Raw genomic sequence first — 12,704 nt, 5'->3', positions numbered from 1 at the left:
TTCATCGCCCTATAGCAGCACTCTGGCCTTCTGATGGCGTAGTCACGCCGTCACAGTCAGGGTGAGGCTGATGCCTTCATCAAGCGCATTATCAGCCAGCCTGAACTGGTATTCACCTGCAAGGCATTGCCAGTCCCGGGTATTGATATCGAACACGGCGAGACAACGGGGCTCAATCCCGATGGGTATCGTCCGCTCTTCGCCCGCTTCAAGCAGCACTTTTTGAAAGCCTGCCAGCCGCCACGTCTGACTGGGATCACTGATGCGTCGGCCATAGAGCTGTGCCACTGTAGCCCCGGCCCGGTCGCCACTGTTTTTAATCACGACGCTGGCGTGCAAATGCGTATCCTGCTGGGAGATCTGCAGGCTGTGGGCGGTAAAGGTGGTATAGGAGAGACCATAACCAAAGGGAAAAAGCGGAGTCAGTTTCTCTCGATCAAACCAGCGGTAACCCACATCAGCGCCTTCAATGTTGTAATCGACATGAAACACGCCCCCGCGCAGCGGCTCGCCTGGATTGGAGGTGGTGGTTGCCGGATCGGTCATCGCCGGGCGCGGCAGTTGATTTTCATCGCGCGGGAAGGTTACCGGCACTCTTCCGGATGGATTCACCCGACCAGACAGCACCCCAGCAATCGCCTCGCCGCCACCGGAACCGGGATAGAACATCGCCAGCACACCACTGACTTCGCCCAGCCACGGCATTTTAACCGGACCACCCGATTCAATCACCACAATGGTGCGTGGATTGGCGCGTGCCACCGCATGAATCAATTGATTCTGCTGGTCTGGCAGCGTCAGATCGGCCAGATCCTGGCCTTCGGTATTCCACGACTCAACAAACACGATCACCGCATCAGCGGCGGCGGCCTGGCCAGCAACGGCGTCATGATCGTGGCCATCGAGATAATCTACCTGAGCGGCGCCTGACTGACAGCGGATAGCGTGCAGCGGTGAGGAGGGATGATAAACTTTCGGCACCGGCACGCCCATGATAGCGGCTCCCTGTTCGGCATAATGGCCAATCGGCGTAACCGAAGAGGATCCGCCGCCGGATAAAACCCCCTTGTCCGCATGGCCACCCACCACCAGCAGACGCGGCAGATTCAGCGCCAGCGGCAGGCAGCAATCTTTGTTTTTCAGCAGTACGATGCCGTTTTCCGCCGCACGCTGTGCGATTAGCCGATGGGCGGAGTAATCAATCGGCACTCCAGGCGTGGCGGGAAAATCGATCGCACCGACGGCAAACAGGCTTCTTAGCTGTCGTCTGACCATCTCATCCAGTCGCTCAGCCGGAATCCGGCCCTGTTCCACCGCCTGCCTTAGCAGATCGCCAAAGAAGTGTTCCGGGTCCATGTTGCTTCCGGACTGCACATCCAGTCCGGCCAGCGCAGCCTTATCGGTAGAATGGGTTGCGCCCCAGTCCGACATCACCCAGCCTTTAAAGCCCCACTCCGTTTTCAATACCTGCTTCAACAGGTGACAGTTTTCACTGGCCCATTCGCCGTTGACCAGGTTATAGCCCGGCATCACTCCGCCCGGCTCTCCCAGTTCAATGGCAATCCGGAACGCCAGCAGATCCGATTGTTGCAGCGCCTGTTCATCAATATCGGAACTGACCAGCACGCGCCCGGTCTCCTGCGCATTAAGCGCAAAATGTTTGACGGTGGAGACCACATGCTGTGACTGAATCCCTTTCACCGAATGGCCGGCAATGATCCCGGTCAGTAGCGGATCTTCTGAGATATATTCAAAGTTCCGGCCACCACGCGGTTCACGGATCAGATTGGCGCCGCCTGCCAGCTGCACATTGAATCCTTTAGCATGTGCTTCACGACCCAGCATATTGCCGGTGGTTTCGGCCATCGCCGGGTCAAACCCCGCGCCCAGCAGTAAAGATGAAGGCAGCGCCGTGGCATTGTCGCCAGGCCGCACATTTGCCAGGTTCCCGACGCCAAGACTGGCGTCCGATTGTTGCATTGCCGGAATAGCCAGCCGCTCAATCGCCGGATAACAGGCCGCCGACCCTAAAGCACCCGGGATCGGGGCTTCGCCTGGCGCCGGGATCGCCATCGGTCCACTGAGCCAGCGCATTTTTTCATCGAGGGTCATCTGTTCCAGAACACTGTCGGCGCGTTCATCCGCGCTCAGCGACCGGTCCTGCCAGCGGAATCTCATGGTTTTGCTCCCTGAATCATGTAGTTGAACAATAAAAAGGCCACCTGACGAGGTGGCCTGTGGGCATTATTTGCGTGTCTGATCCTGACGTTCATCCAGGGTCTGACGGTATTCATCCAGGAAAACCTGCTCCGCGGGATCAAGCCGATCCATACCGCTGGTAAACCGATGCCAGTAAGGATACTGCGGTGCCGGACGAGTCACTGTTTCAATGCGCTGCCGCTGCGTCTCGCTGAGCTGAAGATCAAACGCGGCGAGATTCTCGCGCAGATGCGCTTCAGTACGGTTACCGACAATCAGCGAGGTAATCGCCGGTCGGCCAGCCAGCCAGGCGAGACACACCTGCGATATCGAAGCGTTAACTTCCGCGCCGACCTCGGCGAGTACGTCGATAATGTCATATGCGCGATCCATATCGTGGACATAGGGTTCTGGCCAGCCGCTGCCCTGTCGCGTCGTGGCCGGTGCTTTGCTATTGCGGTTCACTGCACCGGTTAACAGTCCTTCCCCCAGCGGTCCCCACACCAGAGTGCCAATATCCTGATCCAGCGCCATTGGCAGCAGTTCATACTCCGCTTCACGCGATTCCGGCGTGTAGTAAATCTGCTGGCTCACGGGCTTCATCAGATGATTCACCTCCGCGCTACCCAGCGTTTTCATCATCTGCCACGCGGTGTAATTCGAGGTGCCGAAGTAACGAATTTTGCCGCTTTTGACCAGATCTTCCAGTGCGCGTAGCGTCTCTTCAACCGGGGTAATACCATCCCAGTTGTGAATCTGGTAGAGATCGATGTGATCGGTTCTCAGACGTCGCAGGCTGGCTTCACAGGCTCTGATCAGATGGTAGCGGCTGGCACCGCTCTGATTCGGCCCGTCGCCCAGCGGACTGCGGGCTTTACTGGCAATAATCAGCTGGTCGCGTTTGTTGCCCAGCGCTTCACCGACCACTTCTTCGGCTCCCCCCATCGAATAAAGGTCGGCGGTATCGATCATGTTGACGCCATGATCCAGGGCAATATCGATGAAGCGTCGTGCTTCAGCGGCGTTCACATTGCCGGTTTTTTCAAAGCCCGCTTTTCCGCCAAAGGGCACCGTACCCAGTACAAAGCGCGAAACCAGTAATCCGGAATGACCCAGTTTTCTATAGTGCATTTACTTTCCTCCTTTACCGCTTACAAAGGCGAACGCATTCGCAATAAAGAGATTCTGCCCTCACAGGCGCAGGCAGGTATCATCCTGCTGACAGAGCGGTCAGCCAGTCTCTGGCCGTAAATACTCTGCACCACAGGATAGCACTTTTGAATTTGTTCATATTAATCATGAGATTACCTGGTTCACTCTTAACCTGACCTGCTGCCTGTCAGCGCTTCCGTGGGGGTGACCCGGTTATCATCACCACCCGCTATCTGCTGCATCGCCAAAGGGGAAAACGACAGAGCGCGAGATTCTTTGCTCTGCATTCTTCCGATCAATCCTGATTTGCACAGAGGGATGAATATGCCCAGGGAAGGACATTGAGAGATAACAGACCATGTTATTTATGCAATGAATTATTTATGCAACGAACGGCGCGCAGCACAACTCAACCTGAGCCAATAATTAATTCTGGGGTCTGAAATTAATTGAATAATAACCCTGGCTTCCGCATGGTTTCATCGTTTAAAGGTGATTAAAATTAGCCTATCGACGGTATTCCACTCACGATAAAGTAATTAGCAGGCAATAAATCACGCTTCTTATTTATTAATCAATCTATTCGCCAGAAATATATCAGCGACAATCATGCCGCTGATATCGTTGCCGGGCCAGATTTTTTCAGCATTGCTGTTAGCACAAGAAATGAAGGGAATTACAGGTAGGTGACTGAAACAATGCCCTGCCGTTTGGCGGCATCCAGCCATTTCGTTTCGACCGTGAACGGCAAATGGCCCATCTTTTGCGATTTCCTCATGTCAATGGTGCTGGCTACCGTTTTACCGGTCATCGGATCAGTGCATTGAAACGCAACCGGATTTTGCATCACATTCATATCACAGGAGCCATTAACAATCGCACCACTAAAGCTAATGGTACCGGAAGCAGACAAACTTTCTGCGCTGGCATTGTGTCCGGCCCACGTAAAAAACAGTGTGGCTAAGCAGATGTTTAAAGATAATTTCATTGCGCATTCTCCTGAGTGTGTCAGAGCGTTATCGGCATTCACAGCTGTATATTGAGACCAGCGATAAGAAAAAGGGGTAAATAAGTCCTCAGCGTTATGACTACACTGCTGAATGTGTTATTAAGGTAATTAAATAGCCAATGTGAACTCATTGAACTCATTGAACTCATTGAACTCATTGAACTCATTAAGGCGTAGATGAGTATAGCTCAGCCATTGGGCCATGAGATTTTTCTTATCATTTATATTTAACGTCTCTGCTGGCTGTTATCAGCGTTCACGACTCAGGGTGGTAATTGTCATTAAACAGCTCTCCATTGTTAGCCTCTTCATTTTGGTGCTGAGCATCAATTAAAAAAATAGTTGTGCTTCGCAATTCACCTTCAGGCTTACGCAAAATCGGTTAATTTATTCATCCTCCCAGCGTGTTTTTTCGTCCGCCTGTTCAGCGAAAAATGAACAATAGCCGGCCGCGAAGCTCTCGGCCTGACCTGTTACCGCCATTCAGCGTGTCGTTAAAAAACCGATGAACAGAAACGCGACAATAAGCGGAACTATTCACTCTGAGATTTTCTGCCCACATCAATATCATCACTCAATCATGGTGAGGCGGAGGGAGAAGGATGTGAAGGAATGGAAACATAATAGGGGTCAGGTTTTATTCAGATAGCGTCGGTCATCGCGCGCCTGTAGCCGCGCGGCAGCCGGTGTCGGAAAGATATAACTGAAGAGATCACGATAAAAGTTCAGATGCTTTATCAATCCGTCGTGAATGGTTTTGGTGATATCTTTAGTCAGGAAGTCGTGGGTGGTAGCGAAACTGGCTGCGGTGAAAAAGGTTTTATCAAAGACGTTAACCATGCCTTCCCACTTCATCACTCTCTCTTCCTGCGAGGCGTCGCCAGAAGCAACGAAAATGGCCTTATGCGATTTCACCCCATGATTACTGACATAGGTTACTGATGAGTCATAGCCGCGCTTACTGCGCCAGCGGCAAAATTCGTAAGGCACATCATAACGCGGTAAAACGAAGTCCGGGCAGCGGAAGTGATCATCACAGACTAATCCCTGCAGCGTGACCTCCACGTGCAGAAAATCCTGCATAAAATCGAACTGTCTGGTTTTGCTGCAGCTGACGTTGATGCTGAAATGGCCAGACTGCACATACCAGTAGTTGGTAAATCCGGTCACCAGAATACAAAATACCTGCCAGTCACTGAGTCTGCGATCGCCCGCGAGGCCTCTGAAGCGGCTAATCATCATCCGCGATTTCGGATGCTGATACGCTTTCAGTAGCGGATCGTTCATACCTTTCAGTAACATCAGGCCTACTCCTTAATATTTTGCGTTTATCCTGCCACGCCGTTCTGACCCTGAAAAGCGCACTTCTTCTGATTGTGCGATGCTTAACAAAGACGGCTGACCGCCCGGCACGCCACTGCCCTCAGGCGGGCGAAACGGCACCGTTTTACAGCAGCATTGCTTTTGTCAGGGAAACCAGCATCTGTTCAAACAGCATCACCAGTTGCCGTACTTTGTCAGAAATGAAGCGAGCATCAGGAAAATCGCGTAGAGATAGCGATCAGGTAACCGGTATTCAGGCAAAAAATCCTGACCTGCCGGGCAGATACCAGCGCATCAGCGCCCATGAGCGACTGTATTGCGCCAATCCCCAGGCCTGCTTCAATCGCCGCTGTTAATGAGTGACTATTATTGGAACGAAGCACCGCCTCCACCACGGGCTGTACCCTTTCCCCGGCTGATACCAGCCGTAACGGCGCATCGGGCTCGGGGCCGCTGAAGCGGATATATGGATAACGTTGCACATCATCCGCCGTTTGTGGCTCGCCATGACGCGCGCTCCAGTCAGCGGAAGCCACCAGCACCGTTTCGATGGTGGTCAGCGTGCGAACGGCCAGGCTCGCTTGCAGCAGGCCAGGCAACAGCATGAATCTGGCGCTGAGCCTGCAATCCACGCGTCGATCTGCTGTGCCAAAGTATTGCATCAGCTATTTCACGACTACCAGCAAATCTGGCGTGAACTCGCCGCCGCCAGTGCACTGGTGCAGCCCGATATTCTGGCGCTCAGTGACGGCCGCTTTGCTGATTTCGTCTTCGGCTGGCATTACGATAGGTCTGGCGACGGCAGGAAGATTCGTCAGGCGGGATTTCATCACTTCCGGGCAAGCGACATTATACTTTGCGATCTGTTTGCCTGTTTTTGCGACGTCCGAATCATTCCCTGAGCAGCCCGGCCATAACTCTGGAGGGGCAGCGATGCCGGATAGCCGCACCGCCCCTCCCTCGCGGCGTTAACGCCCTTTTTTCTTCCGTCCCGGTTGGGCAAAACGCTTGCGGGAGGCGCTATCCGGCTCCGCTTTTCCGGCGGGTCTGGCGGGACTTTTTTGCGGTTTCTTTGCCGCAGCGGATTTTGCTGGTGCTTTCTTCGCGGGCTTATCTTCTGAAGAGGAGTTCTCCAGCAGTTTAAACAGTTCGATCAGTTCATCATCCGTCAGATCGCGCCACTCGCCCAGCGGCAGACCTTTCAGATTGACGTTCATGATGCGGGTGCGCTCCAGCTTCGTGACTTCAAAGCCAAAGTGCTTACACATCCGGCGAATCTGGCGATTCAGTCCCTGTACCAGCGTGATGCGAAACACAAAAGGCGCTTCTTTTTTGACTTTGCACTTTTTCGTCACGGTGCCCAGCATCGGCACGCCCGCGCCCATACCAGCAATGAACTCGTCGGTAATCGGCTTATCTACGGTGACGACATACTCTTTTTCGTGATTATTACCGGCACGCAGGATTTTATTGACCAAATCACCGTGGTTAGTCAGGAAGATCAGCCCCTGAGAATCTTTATCCAGACGGCCAATCGGGAATACCCGCTTACTGTGGTTGACGAAATCACTGATGTTATCGCGCTCGCCCTCTTCCATAGTGGTGATAATGCCAACCGGCTTGTTAAGGGCAATCAGCACCAGATCGTCTTCGTCACGCGGTTCGATAAGCTGACCGTTTACTTTCACCACATCGCCTGCAAATACCTGTGCGCCGACAGCGGCGCGTTTGCCGTTAATGAAAACGTTGCCCTGCTCGATGTAACGATCGGCGTCGCGGCGAGAACAGATTCCGCTCTCACTGATGTATTTATTGAGACGAGTTGATGATTGAGTCAGCATGATTCCTCCAAAAAACGCGGACTATACCTTACCGGCGTGGGCTTGCGAAGTGTTTGCGCATGAAACTTTGCGGCTGATAAAGCGGCTCTGCCGACGCTTCCAGCCGACTAATCAGTCAGACGACGCCAACAGCTCGATTGCCATTTCCATACAGCGTAATCCGCCACCTGCCAGCTTTGATGGGTAAAGGCTTTCACCCAGCAACGTGAAGCCATGATGCTGATAAAAGCTGGCGGCATTAGGCGTTGAGGAGAGCGTCAGACGCCGGTAGCCACGTCGCAACGCGTCCGCTTTGATGGCATCAATGATCTCGCCAGCCAGCCCCTGACCGGTGAAGCCGGGCAGCGTGAATATCGCTTCAACACTACCGGCAGCCAGATCGAGCGAACCGGTGGCTACCGGCTGCCCGTCAGGGCCATCAATGACGAAAAAGGGATTCTCGCGGATCATTGCCGGGAAACTGGCAGGCATCCGGTCCGGCGTCCAGGCTGCAATCACCTCGGGCGTATAAGCTGTCTGACAGCCATGTCGGATCGCCTGATTGCGGATAGACCACAATAGCGTCGCCTCTTCAGGTACTGCCCGTCTGACGCTCATCATCCCCTCCTGCCTGAACATTTCGGATCGTAGCGCTACGTTATCACACCACTTCCCTGCCTTGCGATTAACGCCGATCAGAAGCGGGCATTAAGCCCGATGTTCCAGGTCACCTGATGATATGCGCTGTTGCCCGCCACGGCAGAGACGCCCGCAAACGCATTCACTGCGCTGCCCAGCGGCACGCTGGCGCCGACCGCCATATCCAGCCAGTTGTCATCGCCTGATTCGCTGGTGCGGGTAAACGCTGTGCGGGTCGATTTCAGACCGGTGGTTACCGCAGAGTCACTGTCGCCAAACTGGTGGTTGTAACTGACCTGCGCCCACGGATTGATCAACAGCTGCTTGCTGTCGATGCGCCAGCCCAGGGAACCGACCTGCGAATGCAACGTCTGATCGCCAAAGCGCATGGCGCTACTGCGGTTACCCTGCTCCTGATAGCCCTCTACCTGGCTGTAATCCAGCGCGTAGCTGGCAACCGGACCGGTAGAAACATACTGACCCAGAGGAAAATCCCAGCCCGTTTCAATCCGCATTCCCAGCAGTTTCCCCTCGGTGCTGCCCTGCTCAGTGCGGGTGGCCGGTCCCAGTCTGACCTGACGTTCAATATCGTCGAAATCGAGATCGGCATAGTGCAGATCGGCATTAACCCAGCCCTGTTCGAACAGCCGCAACTGACTCCACAGCGCCACCAGATTGCCGCGCAGACGGTAATCGAAACGCGACGAAGGATCCTGACGCTGGGTCGTCGCCGAAAACATCGCCCCGGCCTGCCAGCTGTCGGTCAGCTGATAACCGATACCAATTGCGCCATTGGCGCTGGTGGCGTCACCCTCTTGATAGCTGTCGCCGCGGAAATGACGTGACTGACCGGCATAGCCGCCGAATACCGTAAACTGTCCGGCGTCAGCAGGCTGCTGACGTTGCTGCTGTAAATGCCCATCCAGCGTATTTCTCGCGTCCTGCACCAGCATCAGCGGTGACTGACTCAGCGCCGCAACCTGCAACGGGGCATCCAGGATCGACTGGATATAGTCAGCGATCAACGCATGTACCGCCGGGCTGGGATGCAGACGATCCGCGAACAAATACTGTTGCGACTGCGAGAAGCCAGGTGTTGACGAGGTGCAATCCATCGCCGAGACGCCCGGCGGACAGGCCATGCCAGCGCTGTTGCTGATGCCGTACAGGCCCGGATTATCGATTACCTCGTTGAACAGTCCGTTGATATCCACGCGCGCGATATTGCCGCCGCTGGCCACCAGTTCCTGCTCCTCCAGCTGGTTATAACGATCGGTCAGTGTCGCCGCGGTGTCACTTAACAGTTGCCAGGCAGCAAACAGCTGCTGTGCAATCGCTTCACGCACCAGCGGAATCGCCGGGATCTGATCCGCCGCCGCTTGCAGTGCCGCTTCGATAGCCTGCTCACGCGCCGCCCGGTCAGGCGTGGTAACACGGCTCAGCGACTGAAAAAGCGCCGCCATCGCCGGTTCAGCGACCGGGCCCAGCGGTTGCAGAATCGCCTGCAACAGCGCCGGTGTCGCCCCGACGTTAGGCACCGTCGGGACAATTACGGTACCGGCACCGGCCGCCAGCAACCGGCTGACCTGATCGGACGCCGCACGTGCACTGTTATCAATCAGCTGTACCGCATTCAGGGGATTTGCCGCCGCAGCGGCCAGATCGTTGCCGCCGATCCAGTGAATATAAAGTCCATTGCCATCGGCGCGCCCCCCACCAGCCACGAGATAGCGATCGACCTGATCCTGGGTGTTGTACTGCGGATTCAGCAGCGGCACCGCCACGGCGCCGCCAGCGGCATAATTGCTGCCGCCCTGGGATGATGGCAGCAGGGCCTCATTCAGATGTTGCGCCAGTATCTCGTCATACAACGGATGGGAAGCCGCATCGTAGGTGAAGCGGCCGACGTTACCACCGTCGCTCAGGCTATCGCCAAAAACGGTGAGCTGGCTCCAGGCCGCCGCAGGCAGCGGAGAGAGTATACTGAGGCTGGTTATGGCCGCACCGGCGAGCAGGTGTCGCGCGTGAAAGGATTTCATTATCAGCTCCGCACAAGGTCACAAGGATTAAGGAAAGGAAAACAGGGCTCGATACCCCGAAGCAAAGTAAGCGTAGTCGGCAGCGGAGAATGGTTGCAGAAAAGCCGCGATCGGGATCCCAAAGCGGAAAAATTTGATTTAAGTGCAGACGGTAACCGGCAAGAAGAATGCTTCCGGAGGTTGTATTAAGGTGACAGGCTGGCGCTGCTTTTTACCGGCAGGTTTCAGGCCGCGATTGAGATTCTGTAACCGCTTCATGGTTTTGACGGTGCGCTGCGGCAACGTAGACGCCACTGCCAGGATCAGCATCTCCAGACAGACTCTAATGGTGCCATGCAGCGAAATGCGGTCGTTTTCACCGCCGCGTGGCACGTCGATCACCACTTCCGCCTCGCAAGCAAAAAACGAGTCGGTTGCATGGGTCAGCCGATCCACATGCAGCGCATTGCAAGCTGACTGGCCTGCTATTACGGCCCGAAGCCGACCGTGTGCTGCAGCTACATCCACGCAGTAAGTGTTGCGTCACCTCAGTCAATGGCAGTCTGGGTGAGCTGCTGAGTTTTGCTGGCGGCGACAATAGTGCCCGCCAGCAGGTCAAAGGGGTATTCGGACGAATGAGTGAAGAACAGGTGATTGCTGCCCAGCCAGACTATCACTTCGCAACCAGCACGGACGCGGCGTAACGGACACAGCGACGCGCTGTGACACAACTTCTATCTCAGCCCGGGGCATATGGTGACCACCGAATTTTTGCGACCACGCTCAATCCTGATCTGTTTCACGATGTCGATCCTCAGCAGACGCTGAGGCAGTTGTTCGATAATTTTTTGCCGATTCTGTTGTCGGGCTACTACCTCTATCGGCTGGCACCGGCCAGGTCCGTATCTTCAGGCAGCCGGGCGCGACCGCCCGAGGTTCCTGACCCGAACAATATCGGCCATCACCGATAGCGCAATCTCCGCTGGGGTTTTGCTGCCAATCGGCAGGCCAATCGGGGCATGAATGCGGTCCAGGTCGCTGCGATCCATGCCCGCTATCTGCTGGAGTCGCGCCCGCCGCTTCTCGCTGTTTTTCACCGACCCCATAATGCCGATATAGAAGGCCGGTGTGGCGATCGCTTCCATCATCGTCAGGTCATCGATACGCGGATCGTGGGTCAGCGCCACAATCGCCACGGCCGCGTGCGCCCCGTTCAGCTCCAGCCAGCGCGCCGGATGCTGTCGCACCAGCGTGACATTATCCGCTGCGCCGTAGTGGCTCTCCAGTTCGGCGAGCATCTCAGAACGATGTTCACACACCCGCACATGAAACCCCAGCATCTGCCCCAGCCGGATGCATTCAAATGCCACGCTGGAGTACCCCGCCACCAGCAACTCCGGGATTGCGCCGACCGGTAACACCAGCAGCTGTTCACTGACGCTCAACGCCGGCAATATCCGATCCGCCGCCACGGTTTCCCACTGCGCACGTTCACCGGGCTGGATCAGCTTCACTATCGGTTGCTGACCGCTGAGTGCCCGCTGCATCGCGGTTAACAGTTCCAAACTGGCCGCATCGGGCGGCAGAAATTCAATCACAATCTCCAGACTCCCGCCGCACGGCAGACTGACCGTCGGGCGCATTCCACCTTCCCCATATCGCACCTGCTGGCTGCTGGCCCGATAGGCGCCGGTGGCCAGCTGGGCTAAAAAGTCTTCTTCAATGCATCCGCCTGACAGCGAACCACAGTAAGCGCCCGCTTCGTTCACCGTCATCAGCGTGCCCGGTGCGCGCGGCGACGAGCCGTAAGTTCGCAGTACGGTACATAACCAGACAGATTGCCCCGCCTGGCAGCTGCTTAACGCCATATTAATCACACGTTGGTCCAGCGTAATCATGAAAATTCCTTTATTCGCTGCAAATCGCCTGGCAGATCAATGTCATAAAGACAGCCACAATCGCTAAGAGGCACGCGTACTTCATCACGTTTCACGATGGCCTGTGCACCCCTATCACCCTGCAACGCGGTTAATGACCGGTAATAGTGATGCTGAAAACCCACCGGATGGCCCGGTATACCGTTGATCCAGGGCCTGACCACGGGCGCATCGGCCAGCGCTGCCGCGACCGCCCGATAACTTCTGGCAGAGATAAACGGCATATCTCCCAGCGCAATCAGCCAGCCGTCGTATTCACTGCTGGCCCCGACGCCAGCGGCGATGGATTCGCCCAGTCCGCTGCTGTCGCAAAGCACGCACGATGCGGGCGGGATCATCGCCTGGATAGCGGTCTGGTCCGGACGGGTAACCACAAACAGATCCAGGCCACTGGCGGCCGCCTGTTGCAGCGTGTGCTGCAACACCGGTTTGCCGTTCAGCAAAGCCAGCAATTTATGTTCGCCGGTCTGCTGGCGAAAACGGTGGCTGAAGCCCGCCGCCATCACCACAAGGGCTATTTTCAAAACCACGTCTCCTGCTGGTGGCGTAAACGGGCGCAGCATGGATGCTGCGCCCGTCACCTGTCACCTGCTCTGTTCACTGCAGC

The 12,704-nt window shown here is 55.7% G+C and carries 11 protein-coding genes and 2 pseudogenes; 2 read left to right on the top strand and 11 right to left on the bottom strand.

Annotation, left to right across the window (positions count from 1 at the left end; genetic code table 11):
* Nucleotides 1–42 precede the first annotated feature (42 nt).
* The 5 genes from ACLIBF_RS21285 to ACLIBF_RS21265 all read right to left on the bottom strand — a co-directional run bounded on the left by ACLIBF_RS21285 (nucleotide 43) and on the right by ACLIBF_RS21265 (nucleotide 6,315).
* Nucleotides 43–2,178, bottom strand: coding sequence for a glycoside hydrolase family 3 C-terminal domain-containing protein (locus tag ACLIBF_RS21285; RefSeq protein ID WP_448310544.1), 2,136 nt, complete (start codon nucleotides 2,176–2,178; stop codon nucleotides 43–45).
* Between the two features lie 66 nt (nucleotides 2,179–2,244).
* Nucleotides 2,245–3,330: an aldo/keto reductase gene (locus ACLIBF_RS21280; protein WP_448310543.1), complete on the bottom strand. Its 1,086-nt coding sequence runs from the start codon at nucleotides 3,328–3,330 to the stop codon at nucleotides 2,245–2,247.
* A 697-nt stretch (nucleotides 3,331–4,027) separates the two neighbouring features.
* Entirely contained in the window at nucleotides 4,028–4,339 is a 312-nt protein-coding gene (locus ACLIBF_RS21275; RefSeq protein WP_448310542.1) for a type 1 fimbrial protein, read from the bottom strand.
* Between the two features lie 651 nt (nucleotides 4,340–4,990).
* Nucleotides 4,991–5,662, bottom strand: a complete 672-nt coding sequence (locus ACLIBF_RS21270; RefSeq protein ID WP_448310541.1) for a hypothetical protein — start codon at nucleotides 5,660–5,662, stop codon at nucleotides 4,991–4,993.
* Between the two features lie 233 nt (nucleotides 5,663–5,895).
* On the bottom strand, nucleotides 5,896–6,315 hold the full coding sequence (locus tag ACLIBF_RS21265) for a LysR substrate-binding domain-containing protein (RefSeq protein ID WP_448310540.1): 420 nt from the start codon (nucleotides 6,313–6,315) through the stop codon (nucleotides 5,896–5,898).
* A 24-nt stretch (nucleotides 6,316–6,339) separates the two neighbouring features.
* Here ACLIBF_RS21265 and ACLIBF_RS21260 point away from each other — a divergent pair, with 24 nt between their 5' ends.
* Complete coding sequence (locus ACLIBF_RS21260) at nucleotides 6,340–6,585, top strand: hypothetical protein (RefSeq protein ID WP_448310539.1); 246 nt, start codon at nucleotides 6,340–6,342, stop codon at nucleotides 6,583–6,585.
* Nucleotides 6,586–6,651: 66 nt separating this feature from the next.
* On the opposite strand, the gene rluF is transcribed toward ACLIBF_RS21260, so the two are convergent.
* From rluF to ACLIBF_RS21240, 4 genes and pseudogenes are all read right to left on the bottom strand, one after another.
* Entirely contained in the window at nucleotides 6,652–7,524 is an 873-nt protein-coding gene (rluF, locus tag ACLIBF_RS21255; protein WP_448310538.1) for a 23S rRNA pseudouridine(2604) synthase RluF, read from the bottom strand.
* A 111-nt stretch (nucleotides 7,525–7,635) separates the two neighbouring features.
* The gene (locus tag ACLIBF_RS21250; protein ID WP_448310715.1) at nucleotides 7,636–8,121 is read right to left on the bottom strand and encodes a GNAT family N-acetyltransferase; all 486 of its coding nucleotides are present in this window, start codon (nucleotides 8,119–8,121) and stop codon (nucleotides 7,636–7,638) included.
* Between the two features lie 77 nt (nucleotides 8,122–8,198).
* Nucleotides 8,199–10,181: an autotransporter outer membrane beta-barrel domain-containing protein gene (locus tag ACLIBF_RS21245; protein ID WP_448310537.1), complete on the bottom strand. Its 1,983-nt coding sequence runs from the start codon at nucleotides 10,179–10,181 to the stop codon at nucleotides 8,199–8,201.
* 138 nt (nucleotides 10,182–10,319) lie between these two features.
* Nucleotides 10,320–10,607 (bottom strand): annotated as a pseudogene (locus ACLIBF_RS21240) (hypothetical protein); the annotation flags it as partial.
* 30 nt (nucleotides 10,608–10,637) lie between these two features.
* Here ACLIBF_RS21240 and ACLIBF_RS21235 point away from each other — a divergent pair.
* A pseudogene (locus ACLIBF_RS21235) lies at nucleotides 10,638–11,131 on the top strand (hypothetical protein); the annotation flags it as partial.
* Here the strand turns inward: ACLIBF_RS21235 and ACLIBF_RS21230 are convergent.
* Together ACLIBF_RS21230 and ACLIBF_RS21225 are read right to left on the bottom strand one after the other, a co-directional pair.
* Nucleotides 11,069–12,058, bottom strand: coding sequence for an XdhC family protein (locus ACLIBF_RS21230; RefSeq protein ID WP_448310536.1), 990 nt, complete (start codon nucleotides 12,056–12,058; stop codon nucleotides 11,069–11,071). The pseudogene ACLIBF_RS21235 and the gene ACLIBF_RS21230 overlap by 63 nt on opposite strands.
* A complete protein-coding gene (locus tag ACLIBF_RS21225; RefSeq protein WP_448310535.1) occupies nucleotides 12,055–12,621 on the bottom strand; it encodes a nucleotidyltransferase family protein in 567 nt (188 codons plus the stop codon). Before ACLIBF_RS21225 ends, ACLIBF_RS21230 begins: the two co-directional genes overlap by 4 nt.
* Nucleotides 12,622–12,704: the final 83 nt, after the last annotated feature.

This window comes from Pantoea sp. PGP6 (assembly GCF_053474785.1).
This window is presented reverse-complemented; position numbering and strand designations above follow the sequence as displayed.